The following is a 17,451-nucleotide window of genomic DNA, read 5'->3' as shown; positions in this document are numbered from 1 at the left end:
ATACGAAAGGAAGAATTATATGGAGATAAAAGAAATCTCTGTTCCGCAACAAGGTGTTGTAGCGGACTATATGAACGGTAAAAAAGAGATACAGTCGTGTTTTGATTATATGTTAACAGAAGATGCTTTTAAACAGCGTGTACAAGATTTGCGTGAGAGGGAGTTTTTCCGCCAAGATTTAGTAGCGCATTTATTAGAATATAATACAAAATTACAAGCGGGAGAAGCTACAATTCAAAATGTAAAAGCGCTTGGAGATGAAGATACATATGTTGTTATAGCTGGACAACAAGCTGGGTTATTAACTGGACCACTTTATACGATTCATAAAATTATTTCAGTTTTACAGCTTGCGAAGGAAAAGGAAGAAAGTTTAGGCGTTAAAGTTGTTCCTGTTTTCTGGATTGCTGGTGAAGACCATGATATGGATGAAATTAATCATACTTTTGTAACGAAGAATAAAAAAATAAAAAAGACCATTTTTCATGATCGTAATCCGAAAAAGGCGAGTGCTTCAGAGTCTGAGCTTTCTTTGGAAGACTGTAGAAAGTGGATTGAAGAAATTTTTAAAACATACCCTGAAACGAATTTTACAAAGGATGTACTGCAATTTATTGATGATTCTTTAGGGGAATCGAATACGTATGTAGATTTCTTTGGTCACCTTATTATGAAAATGTTCATAAATTCTGGTTTAATTCTTGTCGATTCGCATCATCCTGAATTAAGAAAATTAGAAGTGCCGTTTTTTAAACAAATTATAAGTAAGTATAAAGAAGTGCAAGAGGGGCTTCATAACCAACAGGAAGTAATTAAAGAATTAGGGTATAAGCCAATTATTGAAACAAAGTCTAATGCAGTACATATATTCATGGAAATTGATAATGAGCGAGTGTTGCTTGAAGATAATCAAGGGAAGTTTGTTGGGAAGGATGGGACGTATTCCTTTTCATATGAGGAATTGATTGAAGAGATGGAAAGAAGCCCAGAGCGCTTTAGTAATAATGTTGTAACGCGCCCTCTTATGCAAGAGTATGTATTTCCTACATTGGCGTTTATTGGAGGTCCAGGGGAATTAGCTTACTGGAGTGAATTACAACAAGTCTTCCATACTATCGGTTTCCGGATGCCGCCTGTCGTTCCTCGTATTACAATCACTTATATTGAGAGGGATATAGCGACAGATTTACACGATTTACAATTGCAAGAGAGTGACCCGTTTTTAAATAACGTAGATAAGTTGCGTGAAAACTGGTTATCTAATCAAATAGAGGAACCGATAGATGAACGATTTGTAGAGGCGAAAAAAGAAATAATTGATATTCATAAGTCATTACAACAGTTTGTGAAGAAAATAGATCCTGGATTAAGTTCGTTTGCAGGGAAAAATGAGTTCAAAATTAATGAACAAATTGAACTGTTGGAAAGAATGTTGAAAAGAAATGTTGAGAAAAAACATGAAGTGGAACTAAATAAATTCCGTCGTATACAATTTGCAATCCGTCCATTGGGAGCGCCACAAGAGCGTGTGTGGAATGTATGTTACTATTTAAATCAGTTCGGTTTGGATTTCGTTGATCGTGTAATGGAAAACTCGTTTTCTTGGAATGGAAAACATCACGTTATAAAACTATAGAATCTTGCTCTTAGGAGCAGGATTTTATTTTTATCCCGTTGAATTTACTGTGAAGTGAATTTTTTCTGAATTATTAATTTTTAAAAAGCTAATATCGTAATTATGCAGGATACTTAAATATATGACAAAATAGCACAAAATGTAAACGTATTATTATCTTTTTCGACAGTTTTTTATTTAAATTCCCGCAAAAGATGATAAAATTTAGTATATAATAAAAGAAAATAGCGATTTGTATAGTATGCTGCCTTTGTAGGCAAGTTAAATGAGTCGTTCTTTCATAGTATTTCGTTCTCTAGTCGTGAGATATACGTTTAGAGGAGGAGATACATTCAACATAATTAATTGGAAAAAGAGTAGGTGCAACAATGTTTAATCACGTAACAGTGCTTTTGAAGGAAACAGTAGATGGCTTAGATATAAAGCCAGGTGGTACATATGTAGATTGTACACTGGGGGGAGGAGGACATAGTTCTTATTTATTATCCCAATTAACTGAAGGCGGAAGATTAATCGCGTTTGATCAAGATGAGATAGCAATTCAAAATGCGAAAGAAAAATTCTCTTCATACGGTGAGCAGTTCATAACAGTAAAGAGTAATTTCCGTTACCTATCTGAAAAACTACAGGAATTAGGTATAACAGAAGTAGACGGTATTTTATTTGATTTAGGTGTTTCATCCCCGCAATTAGATACACCAGAGCGTGGCTTTAGTTACCATCATGATGCACCGTTAGATATGCGAATGGATCAAGATGCCCCATTAACAGCCTATGATGTTGTAAATAGTTGGTCATATGAACAACTTGTAAGAATTTTCTTCCAGTATGGCGAAGAGAAATTTTCAAAACAAATAGCAAGAAAAATTGAAGCGTATCGTGAGAATAAAGCTATTGAAACGACAGGGGAATTAGTAGAACTAATTAAAGAGGGTATTCCAGCTCCTGCTCGTAGAACGGGAGGACATCCTGCGAAGCGAGTGTTCCAAGCGATCCGTATTGCGGTAAATGATGAATTGAAAGTATTTGAAGAAGCGTTGGAATCTGCAATTGAGATGGTCAAGCCAGGCGGAAGAGTTAGTGTTATAACATTCCATTCTTTAGAAGACCGTATTTGTAAAACGACGTTTAAGCGAAATAGTACAACGCCACAATTGCCACCAGGATTACCAATTATTCCTGATGAGTTTAAGCCGAAATTAAAGCTTATTACAAGAAAACCGATTTTACCTTCTGATATAGAGTTAGAAGAAAATAATCGAGCGCGTTCTGCGAAATTGAGAATCGCTGAAAAACGATAAAAAGGGGAGAGAGGTATGAGTAACTTAGCTGTAAAGTACAAGCAACAAGCGCAAGAAGAGGTTCAGATTCAAACGCCCCCACAGCAGATGGTTCAGCCAAAAGCTAAAGCGAAGATTACAAGAATCGAAAAACTGTTGTATGTAGCGTTTATTGGCTTTTTATTGTATGCCTGTGTAGCGTTTATTGGAAATAAAGCAGGCCTTTATCAAGTTAATGTAGAAGCTGCGACAATAGAACAAAAAATTGTACAGCAGCAAAAAGAAAATCAAGAATTACAGGCTGAAGTAGAGAAGTTAAGTCGTTATGAACGAATCGCTGAAGTTGCAAAAAAACACGGGCTAGAAATTAATGCGAATAATGTGAAAGGCCTCAAATAAGGCAATAGGTGTGAAGGGAAAATGAAGAGAGATATGACTAAATTTCATACCAATAAGGGAGCAGGGTATTTTATGATTTTATTCCTCCTGCTCTTTTTGCTGTTATTAGCCCGATTTTTTTACATACAAGCGACAGGAACAGTGCATAATCAGGATTTGGATAAACTTGCTAAGCAAAAACATAGTAAAACAGGAGTTCTCGAAGCAAATCGCGGGACGATTTATGATCAAAACGGTCATGTGTTAGCGCAAGATGCAAACTCTTATAAGCTTGTAGCCGAATTAAAAGGTGCAAAGCCGGTTGAGAATAAAGAGGATACTGCAAAGAAAATTGCGGGCGTACTCGGAAAAGATGAAGAGAAGATTTTAGCTACATTAAATAAAAAAGATAAAAGTCAAGTCGAATTTGGAACGCTAGGTAAAGATTTGACGAAAGAACAGAAGGAACAAATTGAAGCATTGAAATTGCCAGGTATATCTTTTATTACTGAAAATGCAAGAGTGTATCCGAACGGTGATTTTGCATCTTACGTTATAGGTCATGCTAAACCGAATGAAGAGGGAACTTCGGTGGGACAATTTGGTTTAGAAAAAAGTTTAGATAAGTATTTAAGTGCTTCTAACGGAAAAGTAGCTTATACAGGTGACCGTAAAGGTGTGTCTCTTGACGGTGGAACAGTGAATGTAAAGGCACCTAAAAACGGAGATAACACGTATTTAACGATAGATCAACGTGTTCAAAGTTATTTAGAAGATGCGATGAAATCTGCAAGTAAACATTATGACCCAGAAAGTTTAATAGGGATTGTTGCAGATCCAAAAACAGGGAAAATATTAGCGATGTCTAGTAAACCTAGTTATGATCCGAATGATCGTCAAATTCAATATTTCTTCAATGACGCAATTGCAAATGCATTTGAACCTGGATCAACCATGAAAATTTTCACGCTAGCAGCAGCTATTAATGAAGGTGTGTATAAGGGACAAGATTATTACCAGTCTGGTACATATCAAGTCGGGAACCGCAAAATAAAAGATCATAATGGCGGCGCTGGATGGGGATCTATCACATTTGATGAAGGGGTAGAGCGCTCTTCCAACGTAGCGTTTGCTATTTTAGGTGATCAAAAACTTGGTCCAGACCGTTTCAGAAAGTATATCCATGCTTTCGGATTAGATGAAAAAACGAATATTGATTTACCTGGTGAAGGTTCAAATACCATTTTATTCGATCAGCAAATACAGCAAGTAACGACAGCTTTTGGACAAGGCTCCACTGTAACACCAATTCAGCTTGTACAAGCTGCAACTGCTATTGCGAACGATGGAAAAATGATGAAACCTTATACAATTGATAAAATTGTAGATCCGATAACAGGGGAAGTAAAATTAGAACATAAGCCAGAAGAAGTGGGCAAACCGGTGACAAAAGAGACAGCAGCGCAAGTAAGACAGTTATTAGAACGCGTTGTTACATCGCCGAAAGGAACAGGAACTGCTTATAAAGTTGATGGCTATTCAGTTGGTGGTAAAACAGGAACAGCGCAAATTCCGGATGGAAAAGGGGGCTATATGACGGGAAGAGAGAATTATATATTCTCGTTCTTAGGTATGGCACCTATGGATGATCCGCAACTTGTTGTGTATGTAGCTGTTAAACAGCCAAAATTGAAAGATGATGAGAGTGGTGCACAACCTTTAGCTGATATTTTTAAATATGTAACGAAGAATAGTTTAGAGTATTTAAAGATTAAGCCTAATGAAGTGAAAGATCCGAAGAAATATGTGAAAGAGCAGCAAACTGCTGTTCCAGATGTAACGGGAAAAACGATGGAAGAAGCGAAAAAAGCCATTGATAAAGCAAAACTTCGTCCAATCGTATTAGGTGAAGGGAAAGTGCAGCAACAAGTACCGAAAGCAACCGAACAAACATTGAAGGGTGATCGAGTGTTCTTAGTGGGAGATCAACCTACAATGCCGAATATACAAGGCTGGGCACTTCGTGATGTTATGAATTTAGCAAAAACATTAAAGCTTAACCTAAAACCTACTGGTACCGGATATGTAACCGAACAAAGTGTACCAGAAGGAACATTGTTGCAACCTGGTACAGAGTTAGGTGTAACACTTGTACCGCCACTTGAACCACAACAAGAAGCAGAAAAGCCGTAATGGTAAAAGAGAAGAAGTTCTAATTAAATAAGTACAAGCATATATTGGAACAAGCTAGGCGTAAGGGAGGCTTGTTCCAATATGCGTGTATCAAATGTAACAGTTAGAAAACGACTTATTTTTATACTCATATCAGGTATACTTATTTTCACTATCATCGATATTCGTCTTGGATATGTGCAATTTTTTCTTGGGAATATGTTAACGGATCGTGCGAAAGATTCATGGAGTCGTAATATTACTTTTGAACCTGAACGTGGGAAGATTTTAGACCGAAATGGTGTGGAACTTGCTACGAATAAAAGTGCTCCAACTGTCTTTGTTGTACCGAGGCAAATTGAAAAACCAGCAGAGACTGCAGAGAAGTTAGCTGCAGTATTAGGTGTGGAAAAAGATGAGATTTATAAGAGAATTACAAAAAAAGAATCAATTGTAAGGTTAGATAAAGGCGGAAGGAAAATATCACATGATAAAGCGAAAGAGGTAAGAGGATTAAGTTTGAAAGGTGTTTATATTGCAGAGGACTCTATCCGGTACTATCCATTTGGCAACTTTTTATCACACGTATTAGGGTTTGCAGGTAGTGATAACCAAGGTCTTATGGGACTAGAAAAATATTATGATAAAGAACTAAATGGTGATGAAGGTCATGTGCGCTTTTTTGCAGATGCAAAAGGGCAAAGGATGCCTAATGTTGGCGATGATTTCAAAAAACCAGAAGCTGGTTTGAATTTAGGCTTAACAATTGATGCACGTATTAATAGAATTATGGAAAGAGAAATGAATATTGCAGAGTCGACATATAATCCAGATGGTATGATTGCGATTGCGATGAATCCGAAAAATGGTGAAATTTTAGGTATGTCGAGTCGGCCGAGCTTTGATCCAGCAGATTTTCAAAGTGTTTCTCCAGAAGTGTACAATAGAAATTTACCAGTATGGAGTACGTATGAGCCTGGTTCAACATTTAAGATTATTACGTTAGCCGCAGCTTTGAATGAAAATTTAGTAGACTTAGAGAAAGATACGTTTTATGATGATGGAGCAGCTGAAGTTGGTGGAGCTAGATTGAAATGCTGGAAAGCAGGAGGCCATGGTAGCCAAACGTTTTTAGAAGTAGTTCAAAACTCTTGTAACCCAGGATTTATTGAACTGGGTGATCGCCTTGGTAAAGACCGATTATTTAAATACATTCGTAATTTTGGCTTTGGACAAAAAACCGGAATTGACCTGCAAGGTGAAGGTAGTGGGATTTTATTTAATTTAGACAAAGTCGGTCCAGTTGAGCAAGCAACAACTTCATTCGGTCAAGGTGTTTCTGTTACGCCAATCCAACAAGTAGCGGCAGTAGCAGCGGCTGTAAATGGTGGGACATTGTATCAACCGTATATAGCTAAAGAATTTATTGATCCGAAAAACAATCAAGTTGTAAGTAAAAAGACACCTGTAGCAAAAAGAAAAGTTATTTCCAAGGAAACTTCAGAAAAAGTTCGGTATGCATTAGAGAATGTTGTAGCAAAGGGATCTGGTAAAGGTGCTTTCATTGATGGGTATCGTGTAGGTGGAAAAACAGGTACGGCTCAAAAAGTGAAAGATGGTAAATATTTAGAGAATAATTATATTGTATCTTTTATCGGTTTTGCTCCAGCAGATGATCCAGAAATTGTTGTATATGTTGCTGTTGATAATCCGAAAGGTGTAACGCAATTTGGTGGAGTAGTAGCGGCTCCAATTGTTGGGAATATTCTTCGGGATGCACTTCCTGTTATGGGAGTGAAACCGAGAAAAGAACAAGTTGAGAGAGAATATAAATGGGGCGATACACCAACTGTGGAAGTTCCGAATTTAATTGGTATGAAAAAGAAAGACTTACAGACGCAACTCGTCGATTTGAAGCTTGATATAAGCGGAGATGGAGAGAAAGTCATTAAACAGTCCCCAGAAGCAGGAGCTAAAGTGAAAGAAGGCTCAAAAATTAGAATTTACTTCGGGAATTAAAGGTAACCTAGTACGTTTTATGGTACAATTGGTGGAAGTGAGTTCTTTATAGAAGAGTTACTTAATTTGAGACCGCAAGAGTCTCGGTTATAAATAGGTCTATTTATTAGACAGAGTAGCACTTACCTCCTATTTTACATAATTAGGAGGTAACGTGTTGCTTATTAATAAAAGAGATAAATACACAATGTAGAGAGGGTTTAGTGAAATGAAGTTGCATACACTTGTATCATGTTTGCATGATTTTCCAGTTGTTCCAAAAGAAAATCCAGAAATCACATCTATAGAAGCTGATTCACGTAAAGTGAAAGAAGGAAGCTTATTTGTATGTATGAAAGGATATACGGTTGATAGCCATGATTTTGCTAAGCAAGCAGCGGCACAAGGAGCGGCTGCTATTGTTGCGGAAAGACCAATTGATGTTGACGTTCCAGTTGTACTTGTGAAAAATACTTTTCGTTCGTTAGCGGTTTTAGCTGATTATTTTTATGGTCAACCAACACACAAGTTACATTTAATCGGTATTACAGGTACAAATGGAAAGACAACAACATCGCATATTATGGATGAGATTATGCGCGCACATGGTCATAAAACGGGGCTAATTGGAACGATTAATATGAAAATCGGTGATGAAACATTTGAGGTGAAAAATACAACACCAGATGCACTAACACTTCAACAGACGTTTGCAAAAATGGTTGAACACGGTGTGGATAGCACAGTAATGGAAGTTTCGTCACATGCTTTAGATCTTGGCCGTGTACACGGATGTGATTACGATGTAGCAGTGTTTACAAATTTAACACAAGATCATTTAGACTATCATAAAACGATGGAAGAATATAAACATGCAAAAGGGTTGCTATTTGCGCAACTTGGCAATAGTTATAATCATAATCGTGAAAAATACGCGGTATTGAATAACGATGATGCTGTAACAGCGGAATATATGAGAAGTACTGCAGCAACTGTTGTAACGTATGGAATTGATACAACAAGTGATGTTATGGCCAAAGATATCGTTATGACAAGTGGTGGAACTACATTTACGCTTGTAACACCGTATGAGAGTGTAAATGTTACGATGAAATTAATTGGGAAATTTAATGTATATAACGTACTAGCTGCGACAGCGGCAGGACTTGTTTCTGGTGTAAGTTTAGAAACAATCATTGATGTAATAAAGGAACTAGCTGGAGTTCCAGGACGTTTTGAAGTGGTTGATGGTGGACAAAATTATACAGTTATTGTTGATTATGCACATACACCAGATAGCTTAGAAAATGTATTGAAAACAGCAAAACAGTTTGCAAAAGGTGACGTATATTGCATCGTCGGTTGTGGCGGTGATAGAGATAGAACGAAGAGACCAATCATGGCAAGTGTTGCAACACGATATGCAACTCACGCTATTTACACTTCAGATAATCCAAGAAGTGAAGAGCCAGGAGCTATTTTAGATGATATGGTACATGGTGCAAATGGAAATAATTATGAAGTAATTATTGATAGAAAAGAAGCGATATACCATGCAATTGCTAACGCAAAAGCTGAAGATATCATCATTATTGCTGGTAAGGGTCATGAAACATATCAAATTATTGGTAAAGATGTTCATCATTTTGACGATCGTGAAATCGCTAAAGAAGCAATTACAGAGCGTTTAAACAACGAAGAGTAACAACGTGAGAGGAGGACTACATGTGCTTGAGCAAGGTTTATTAGTAACGGCTGGGGTAGCATTCTTAATTTCTGTTGCCCTTTCGCCATTGTTTATTCCATTTTTAAGAAAATTAAAGTTCGGACAGAGTATTCGTGATGAGGGACCAAAATCACATCAAAAAAAATCAGGGACACCGACAATGGGTGGTATCGTCATATACGTATCTATGATGGTAACTTCACTTATTATGGCGATTAAGTTTAATCATTTAGGTGCAGAGGTATCGTTATTACTATTAGTGACATTTGGTTACGGATTGATTGGATTTTTAGATGACTACATAAAGGTAGTTAAGAAGAGAAATCTTGGTTTAACATCAAAACAAAAATTAGTAGGTCAGCTTGTTATTGCTATTGCGTTCTTTTTAATTGGAAAAGGGCAAGCGTTCCACACATACATCATGATTCCGGGAACGGATGTTAAGTTTGAATTAGGTTGGGCGTATTTTGTACTTGTACTATTTATGCTTATTGGTGGATCGAATGCAGTTAACTTAACTGACGGTTTAGATGGTTTATTATCAGGAACAGCTGCTATTGCATTTGGAGCATTTAGTATTATTGCTGTGGCACAAGAGCAATTTGGAGTAGCGATATTCTGTATGGCAGTTGTAGGAGCTGTACTTGGATTTTTAGTATTCAATGCGAATCCAGCAAAAGTGTTTATGGGAGATACAGGTTCATTAGCTTTAGGTGGAGCCATTGCAGCTGTAGCAATTTTATTAAAACAAGAATTGCTACTTGTAATCATTGGCGGAGTATTCGTAATGGAAACTTTATCGGTTATTATTCAGGTTATTTCGTTTAAAACAACAGGAAAACGTGTCTTTAAAATGAGTCCATTACACCATCATTATGAATTATGTGGTTGGTCAGAATGGCGTGTTGTTGTGACGTTTTGGTCTGTAGGATTTTTATTAGCTGTGTTAGGAATTTATATCGGGGTGTGGATGTAATTGAAAACTGTAACTGAATTTCAAAATAAGAATATTCTTGTATTAGGCATTGCAAAAAGTGGTTATGCAGCAGCTACATTGTTACAAAAGTTAGGGGCAAATGTTATTGTAAATGACGGAAAGCCTTTAGCAGAGAATGTACTTGCTGCAGAATTACAAGCAAAAGGAATGGATGTTGTATGCGGTGGTCATCCTTTAGAATTATTAGAGAGAAATATTTCTCTTGTAGTAAAAAATCCAGGAATCCCGTATTCTAATCCAATATTAGTTGCTGCGAAAGAAAAGCAAATTCCAATTGTTACGGAAGTTGAATTAGCATATCGTATTTCAGAAGCACCATTTGTTGGGATTACGGGGTCTAACGGTAAAACGACGACGACAATGCTTACATTTGAAATGCTAAAAGAAGGACAAAAGCATCCCGTAATTGCAGGGAACATTGGAACTGTTGCGTGTGAAGTAGCACAGGATGCAAAAGAAAATGAAGTTGTAGTTACAGAGCTTTCATCGTTCCAATTGATGGGAGTAGAATTGTTCCAACCTAAAATTGCTGCGTTTTTAAATTTATTTGAGGCCCATTTAGATTATCATGGGACGAAAAAAGAATATGGCTTAGCAAAAGCAAATATTTTTAAAAACCAAACAGAAAATGATTATAGTGTAATAAATGCAGATGATGCAGATGTGATGGCTTTATCTGCTTATAGTAAAGGTCAAAAAGTACTGTTCTCAACAACGAAAGAAATTGAAGATGGTGCGTGCATAAAAGATAATGCTCTTTATTTTAAAGGTGAAAAAGTTGTTGAAGTAGGTGATATCGTTTTACCTGGTCAACATAATTTAGAAAATATTTTAGCAGCGATGAGTATCGCAAAATTATTGGGTGTTTCTAATGAAGCGATTACGGCAGTTTTAAAACGTTTTACAGGTGTAAAACATCGTTTAGAATATGTAACAACTATAAACAACCGTAAGTTTTATAATGACTCAAAAGCAACGAATATGTTAGCGACAGAGAAAGCTTTATCTGCGTTTACACAACCGACTGTGTTATTAGCAGGTGGGCTGGATCGTGGAAATGAATTCGATGATTTAATTCCGTATTTCAAAAATGTTAAAGCGATTGTAACATTTGGACAAACAGCTCCAAAATTAGTAAGAGCTGCAGAAAAAGCGGGATTAGATACAATTGAAAGTGTCGATACTTTAGATGAAGCTGTAGTGAAAGCATATGCTCATTCTACAGATGGCGATGTAATTCTTCTTTCTCCAGCATGTGCAAGCTGGGATCAATTTAAAACATTTGAAGAAAGAGGAGACATTTTTATACAAGCTGTGCATAAACTTATATAAAGTAAATCAAAACATCAGTAGGCTAACACCTACTGATGTTTTGTTACATAGGGCAAAAGTTTCTGCCTAAAGAGGTGGTGTTTATGGGTAATGAAGAAAACGCCTGATTTTATTCTCATCATCGTTACACTTGCGTTGTTAACAATCGGAATGATTATGGTTTATAGTGCGAGTGCGGTTTGGGCCTCTTATAAAATGGGGGACTCATTCTTTTTTGCAAAAAGGCAATTGCTATTCGCAGGTCTTGGTGTAGTGGCTATGTTTTTTATTATGAAAATTGATTATTGGGTGTGGCGTACGTATTCAAAAGTAATTTTGCTAGTTTGCTTCATTCTTCTTATTCTCGTTCTTATTCCTGGAGTAGGTCTTGTTCGAGGAGGAGCGCGAAGTTGGATTGGAATCGGGGCATTTTCCATTCAACCGTCCGAATTTATGAAGTTTGCGATGATTATTTTCTTAGCGAAATTTTTAGCGGAACGACAAAAATTAATTACCTCTTTTAAACGTGGTTTACTACCAGCTCTAGGTTTTGTATTTCTTGCTTTCGGAATGATTATGTTACAGCCGGACCTTGGCACAGGAACGGTAATGGTTGGGACATGTATCATTATGATATTTATCTCAGGAGCAAGGGTCTTTCACTTTGCAATGTTTGGTTTGCTTGGTGTAGCAGGATTTGTAGGGCTAATTGCATCAGCACCGTATCGGATGAAACGTATTACATCATATTTAGACCCGTGGTCAGATCCGCTTGGAAGTGGATTTCAAATTATTCAATCGTTACTCGCAATTGGACCAGGTGGATTATTCGGGCTTGGACTTGGACAAAGTAGACAAAAGTTTCTTTATTTACCTGAACCGCAAACAGACTTTATATTTGCAATCTTATCCGAGGAATTAGGTTTTATTGGTGGTTCATTTGTGTTATTATTATTTAGTCTATTATTATGGCGTGGGATTCGTATAGCTTTAGGAGCGCCAGATTTATATGGTACGTTTTTAGCAGTAGGTATTGTGGCGATGATTGCGATTCAAGTAATGATTAATGTTGGTGTTGTAACAGGATTGATGCCTGTTACGGGTATTACTTTGCCGTTTTTAAGTTATGGTGGATCAAGTTTGACATTAATGTTAATGGCAGTAGGTGTATTATTAAATATAAGTCGCCATTCTCGCTACTAAACCCTGTTTTATAAGACAGGGTTTTTCGTATGTGTACGAAGAAACAATATGTATATAGAAATAAATACTGTAATAAGAAAAAGAGAAGCGGAGGAGTTAGTAGTGCGTGTATTAGTAAGTGGTGGGGGCACTGGAGGTCATATTTATCCGGCTCTTGCTTTAATAAGAGAAATAAAAAAATTAAATCCGGAAGCAAGGTTTTTATATATTGGTACGGAGAATGGATTAGAGAGCACAATCGTGCCCAAAGCAGGTATACCGTTTCAATCTATTGTTATAAGTGGATTTAAGCGTAAAATATCGTTAGATAACGTGAAAACGGTGATGCGTTTCCTAAAAGGTGTACAAGATAGTAAACGATATATTCGTCGTTTTAATCCAGATATTGTAATTGGAACAGGTGGATATGTATGTGGACCTGTTGTATATGCTGCGGCAAAATTAGGTATTCCAACTATTGTACATGAACAAAATAGTGTACCTGGTGTAACGAATAAATTTTTAAGCCGCTATGTTGATAAAGTTGCAGTTTGTTTTGAAGCGGCTGCAGAACATTTTCCGCAGTCAAAAGTGGTCATGACAGGAAACCCAAGAGCGTCAGAAGTAATGGATCAAAATGGAATGAAGGGAAAACGTTCAGTAGGTTTATCTCTTCCTAAAAAATCCGTGCTTATTTTTGGTGGCAGCCGTGGGGCTAGACCAATTAACGATGCTTTCGTAGAGGCAATTGAACAGTTTGGAAATAAAAGTTACGAAATATTGTATGTAACAGGTGAAGTTCATTACGACAAAGTGATGGATGCAGTGAAGCAAAAAGGGAATCCGAATAATGTTATTATTAAACCTTTCATTCATAATATGCCAGAAGTACTTACCGGTGTAGACCTGGTTGTCTCAAGGGCTGGAGCAACAACACTTGCAGAATTAACAGCGTTAGGTAAGCCAAGTGTGTTAATTCCGAGTCCTTATGTAACAAATAACCATCAGGAAAAAAATGCACGTTCTGTTGTCGATAAAGGAGCAGCAAAAATGTTGCTTGAAAAAGATTTAACAGCTGAAACACTTATTCGTGATATTGACGAGATTTTATTAGATGCACAAACATTACAAAATATGAAGCTTGCTGCTGGGCAATTAGGTATTCCAGATGCAGCAAATAAGTTGTATGAAGTAATGAATAAGCTTGTAAAAAAATAACGTTAGGTGAACGCCCTGCATACTACTGTAATAAGGATGCTTAGTATGGGGGAGATTGGTTTATGGAGCAATTAGTAAATGAGCTTATAGAAGCAAATGTTGGTCGTGTGTTAGTGGATGAACCGTTAGCACGTTATACAACTATGAAAATAGGTGGACCAGCTGATATTTTAATTGTGCCAAAGCATGTTGCCGGTATTGAAAAAACGTTGCAGTTAGTAAAGAAATATAAAACAAAGTGGACTGTAATTGGTCGCGGTTCGAACCTTCTTGTATCTGATCTGGGTATAGAAGGTGTCGTTATTCGTTTAGGAGAAGGATTAGACCACTTAGAAGTCGAAAAACATAGGGTAAGAGTTGGTGGTGGGTATCCCCTGATTAAATTATCAACTTTACTTAGTCGTCAAGGGTTAGCGGGTCTGGAGTTCGCAAGTGGTATTCCAGGAAGTGTTGGCGGTGCAGTGTATATGAATGCAGGAGCACATAAATCGGATATATCAAACATATTATCAAAAGCTCTTATTTTGTTTGAAGATGGAACAATTGACTGGTTAACGCATGAAGAAATGGAGTTTTCCTATCGTACATCTGTATTGCAAACGAAACGCCCTGGTATTGTTTTGGAAGCTGAGTTTCAATTACAGATAGGAGAGCGTGAGGGAATTGTAAGTGTCATGCAAAAGAATAAAGATTACCGCCGTGAAACACAGCCATGGAATCACCCTTGTGCAGGAAGTGTGTTTCGGAATCCAATTCCATACTTTGCAGGAGATTTAATAGAGAAGGCGGGACTTCGTGGTTATCAAATAGGTGGAGCTCAAATTTCTGAAATGCATGGGAACTTCATTATTAACACTGGTGGAGCTAGCGCGCAAGATGTATTATCTTTAATAGCATTAGTAAAACAAACAATCAAGGATAAATTTAGCGTAGAAATGCATACAGAAGTAGAAATCATTGGAAGATAACGGTTATTCGTTCCGCTCATTATCATTTATGTTATAATAAGAAGATAAGAACGGCATGAGGAACATGCCGTTCTTTATGTTACGTAGGGGGATCGTACATGAAAAATAGTAAAGTGATTAAACTACAGGATCGTGTACCAAAGTTAAAAAATCAACAGAAAAAAAACAAGAAAAATGTTAATCATCGGTTGATTCTATACATATCAATTTTATTTTTATTAGTGCTCTTTTTAATTTATTTTCGGTCTCCGCTTAGCAATATAAAAAAGATAAGCGTGTTTGGAAATCATTATATGACAGATGAACAAGTGATGAAGGAATCAGGTGTGACATATGATACAAGTTATTTCCGAGTGACAGCACATAAAGCAGAAGAAAACTTAACGAAACGAAAAGAAATTAAAGCAGTAAATGTAAAGAAGCGTTTTCCAAATAAAATTGACGTTCATATTGAAGAATATTTAACGATTGGTTATATAAACAAAGATGGGAAATTACAACCGTTATTAGAGAACGGGAAAACACTTGATGTACTCCCGAACGGAAAACTTCCTGTTGCAGCGCCAATTTTTGAACCTTTTAAAGAGGAGAAAATGAAGGAGTTAATTGCTGAGCTTGAAAAATTAACACCAACTATTTTAAGGTCTATTTCTGAAATTCGTTATTCACCGACAAATGCGAATGAAGACCACCTTACTTTATATATGAATGAAGGGTATGAAGTGAGCACTACGATTCAAAATTTCGCAAAACGTATGGAAGCTTATCCACTTATCTTAAAAACAATTGAGCCAGGTAAAAAGGTATTAATTGACTTAGAAGTAGGGGCGTATACGAAAGAATTAGGAGCAGAAGAAAAAAAAGAATAGAATGATAGTTTTCACTACGTTATTGTAGAAAAAACGAAACGAATGTTCTGCTTGGTGCATAGGAATTTACAAGAATGGTTCATTTGATGAAAAATATGTAAAAATTCTTAGATTCATACTAGGATTGGTACAAGTTTCACTTTTCTATGAGTACATCTTAGTGTAGACTTATACTTGGCGGTAATCTTTACACTTGAAATAGAATTATTTCAAGATAAGCAGTTATTCACAGTTTACTGCAATATTCTTAAATGAATGTTAAATAAAAATAAGAAAAATATAGGGTTAAAAAAGGGAAACGTATAAAGACGTTGAATATTTTTCTTATAAATAGTAAAGTTGCGATTGTTGTTCCATATATTGAGTTGTATGGTATAAATAAAGAAGGAGGTGCCAAAGAATGAACAGCAATGAAATATATGTTAGTCTTGACATCGGTACATCCAATGTTAAAGTCATCATTGGTGAAATGGTTAATGACAGCTTAAACATTATTGGTGTTGGAAATGTAAAATCAAATGGTTTAAAGAAGGGATCGATAGTTGATATAGACGAGACTGTTCGATCAATTAAAAAAGCAATTGAACAAGCTGAGCGCATGGTGGGAATCCACATTGAGCAAGTTGTAGTAGGTGTCAATGCAAACCAGGTACAGCTACTTCCGTGTCACGGAGTAGTCGCTGTTTCAAATGAAGATCGTGAAATCGGGAATGAAGATGTCTTACGCGTTCTAGATGCAGCACAAGTTGTGTCAATTGCTCCAGAACGTGAGTTTATTGATGTGGTACCTCGACAGTTCATTGTAGACGGTCTTGACGAGATTAACGATCCGCGCGGGATGATCGGTGTAAGATTAGAAATGGAAGGTACACTTATTACAGGCTCGAGAACTTTACTACATAACCTACTTCGTTGTGTAGAAAAAGCAGGTCTTGAAATTGTTGATATTTGTCTTCAACCTTTAGCGGCTGCAACAGTTGCTATATCTTCAGATGAAAAAAATAGAGGAGTAGCCCTTGTTGATATGGGGGGAGGATCTACAACTTTATCTATTTTTAAAGATGGAGAGTTACAAGCAACGAGCGTATTACCATTAGGTGGAGACCATATAACGAAAGATATTGCGATTGGGTTGAAAACTTCAACAGAAAATGCAGATCAAATTAAGTTGAAATATGGACATGCTTTTTATGATACAGCGTCGGAAGAAGAGATGTTTACGGTTCCTATTATGGGAAGCGATCAAACAGAACAATATTCTCAGTTGGAATTATCGGATATAATAGAGGCTCGTGTAGAGGAAATTTTAATGTTTGTTCAAGATGAAGTGCGTAAGTTAGGAGTAAAGCAAGTAGCTTCTGGTTATGTACTAACTGGTGGAATTGCTTCTATGCCAGGTGTTCTTGATCTTGCATATGATATTTTACATGAAAATGTTCGTATAGCAACTCCTGATTATATTGGCGTGCGTGAGCCCCAATATACAAGTGGAGTAGGATTAATTAAACATTCATATCAAAAAGCTAAGTTGCGTGGGAAAAATGTGCAGGAAAAACAAGAGCATTTTGAACCAGTACCAGCACCAGCTCCAACGCCGGTACAACAGCAACCTGCGAAACAAAAAACGCGTAATCAAAACAATAATAATCAAAATGATGACCGTATGATGTCAAAAGTAAAACGTGTATTCCGTTATTTATGGGATTAAAATTGGAC

13 protein-coding genes are annotated in these 17,451 nt (G+C 36.6%); all 13 read left to right on the top strand.

Features of this window, described 5'->3' with window-relative positions; genetic code table 11:
• The first annotated feature begins 19 nt into the window (after positions 1–19).
• Entirely contained in the window at positions 20–1,636 is a 1,617-nt protein-coding gene (gene bshC / locus ACTFRN_RS02260; RefSeq protein WP_000403055.1) for a bacillithiol biosynthesis cysteine-adding enzyme BshC, read from the top strand.
• Between the two features lie 368 nt (positions 1,637–2,004).
• Positions 2,005–2,937 carry a 16S rRNA (cytosine(1402)-N(4))-methyltransferase RsmH gene (gene rsmH / locus ACTFRN_RS02255; RefSeq protein ID WP_000481789.1) on the top strand — a complete coding sequence of 311 codons (933 nt, stop codon included), beginning with the start codon at positions 2,005–2,007 and terminating at the stop codon, positions 2,935–2,937.
• 15 nt (positions 2,938–2,952) lie between these two features.
• A complete protein-coding gene (gene ftsL, locus ACTFRN_RS02250) occupies positions 2,953–3,315 on the top strand; it encodes a cell division protein FtsL (RefSeq protein WP_000067081.1) in 363 nt (120 codons plus the stop codon).
• 21 nt (positions 3,316–3,336) lie between these two features.
• Entirely contained in the window at positions 3,337–5,487 is a 2,151-nt protein-coding gene (locus ACTFRN_RS02245) for a penicillin-binding protein (RefSeq protein ID WP_011040611.1), read from the top strand.
• An 81-nt stretch (positions 5,488–5,568) separates the two neighbouring features.
• Positions 5,569–7,485: a stage V sporulation protein D gene (locus ACTFRN_RS02240; RefSeq protein ID WP_001266225.1), complete on the top strand. Its 1,917-nt coding sequence runs from the start codon at positions 5,569–5,571 to the stop codon at positions 7,483–7,485.
• A gap of 208 nt (positions 7,486–7,693) precedes the next feature.
• Complete coding sequence (murE, locus tag ACTFRN_RS02235; protein WP_000766300.1) at positions 7,694–9,169, top strand: UDP-N-acetylmuramoyl-L-alanyl-D-glutamate--2,6-diaminopimelate ligase; 1,476 nt, start codon at positions 7,694–7,696, stop codon at positions 9,167–9,169.
• 22 nt (positions 9,170–9,191) lie between these two features.
• Entirely contained in the window at positions 9,192–10,166 is a 975-nt protein-coding gene (gene mraY / locus ACTFRN_RS02230; RefSeq protein ID WP_000893058.1) for a phospho-N-acetylmuramoyl-pentapeptide-transferase, read from the top strand.
• On the top strand, positions 10,167–11,519 hold the full coding sequence (gene murD / locus ACTFRN_RS02225) for a UDP-N-acetylmuramoyl-L-alanine--D-glutamate ligase (protein WP_000860122.1): 1,353 nt from the start codon (positions 10,167–10,169) through the stop codon (positions 11,517–11,519).
• Between the two features lie 90 nt (positions 11,520–11,609).
• A complete protein-coding gene (spoVE, locus tag ACTFRN_RS02220; RefSeq protein ID WP_000753510.1) occupies positions 11,610–12,701 on the top strand; it encodes a stage V sporulation protein E in 1,092 nt (363 codons plus the stop codon).
• Between the two features lie 102 nt (positions 12,702–12,803).
• The gene (gene murG / locus ACTFRN_RS02215) at positions 12,804–13,898 is read left to right on the top strand and encodes an undecaprenyldiphospho-muramoylpentapeptide beta-N-acetylglucosaminyltransferase (RefSeq protein ID WP_001265415.1); all 1,095 of its coding nucleotides are present in this window, start codon (positions 12,804–12,806) and stop codon (positions 13,896–13,898) included.
• A 62-nt stretch (positions 13,899–13,960) separates the two neighbouring features.
• Positions 13,961–14,866, top strand: a complete 906-nt coding sequence (murB, locus tag ACTFRN_RS02210; protein WP_000437037.1) for a UDP-N-acetylmuramate dehydrogenase — start codon at positions 13,961–13,963, stop codon at positions 14,864–14,866.
• 98 nt (positions 14,867–14,964) lie between these two features.
• Positions 14,965–15,735, top strand: a complete 771-nt coding sequence (gene divIB, locus ACTFRN_RS02205; RefSeq protein WP_000798232.1) for a cell division protein DivIB — start codon at positions 14,965–14,967, stop codon at positions 15,733–15,735.
• 400 nt (positions 15,736–16,135) lie between these two features.
• Positions 16,136–17,443, top strand: coding sequence for a cell division protein FtsA (ftsA, locus tag ACTFRN_RS02200; RefSeq protein ID WP_001087553.1), 1,308 nt, complete (start codon positions 16,136–16,138; stop codon positions 17,441–17,443).
• Positions 17,444–17,451: the final 8 nt, after the last annotated feature.

Origin of the sequence: Bacillus cereus group sp. MYBK245-2 (genome assembly GCF_051916145.1) — a bacterium.
Classification (GTDB): domain Bacteria; phylum Bacillota; class Bacilli; order Bacillales; family Bacillaceae_G; genus Bacillus_A; species Bacillus_A pacificus.
This window is presented reverse-complemented; position numbering and strand designations above follow the sequence as displayed.

Excerpts from the sequence above, each read along its gene's own strand:
- bshC (WP_000403055.1), top strand. The coding sequence starts at position 20 with ATGGAGATAAAAGAAATCTCTGTTCCGCAACAAGGTGTTGTAGCGGAC.
- rsmH (WP_000481789.1), top strand. The coding sequence starts at position 2,005 with ATGTTTAATCACGTAACAGTGCTTTTGAAGGAAACAGTAGATGGCTTA.
- ftsL (WP_000067081.1), top strand. The coding sequence starts at position 2,953 with ATGAGTAACTTAGCTGTAAAGTACAAGCAACAAGCGCAAGAAGAGGTT.
- ACTFRN_RS02245 (WP_011040611.1), top strand. The coding sequence starts at position 3,337 with ATGAAGAGAGATATGACTAAATTTCATACCAATAAGGGAGCAGGGTAT.
- ACTFRN_RS02240 (WP_001266225.1), top strand. The coding sequence starts at position 5,569 with ATGCGTGTATCAAATGTAACAGTTAGAAAACGACTTATTTTTATACTC.
- murE (WP_000766300.1), top strand. The coding sequence starts at position 7,694 with ATGAAGTTGCATACACTTGTATCATGTTTGCATGATTTTCCAGTTGTT.
- spoVE (WP_000753510.1), top strand. The coding sequence starts at position 11,610 with ATGAAGAAAACGCCTGATTTTATTCTCATCATCGTTACACTTGCGTTG.
- murB (WP_000437037.1), top strand. The coding sequence starts at position 13,961 with ATGGAGCAATTAGTAAATGAGCTTATAGAAGCAAATGTTGGTCGTGTG.
- divIB (WP_000798232.1), top strand. The coding sequence starts at position 14,965 with ATGAAAAATAGTAAAGTGATTAAACTACAGGATCGTGTACCAAAGTTA.
- ftsA (WP_001087553.1), top strand. The coding sequence starts at position 16,136 with ATGAACAGCAATGAAATATATGTTAGTCTTGACATCGGTACATCCAAT.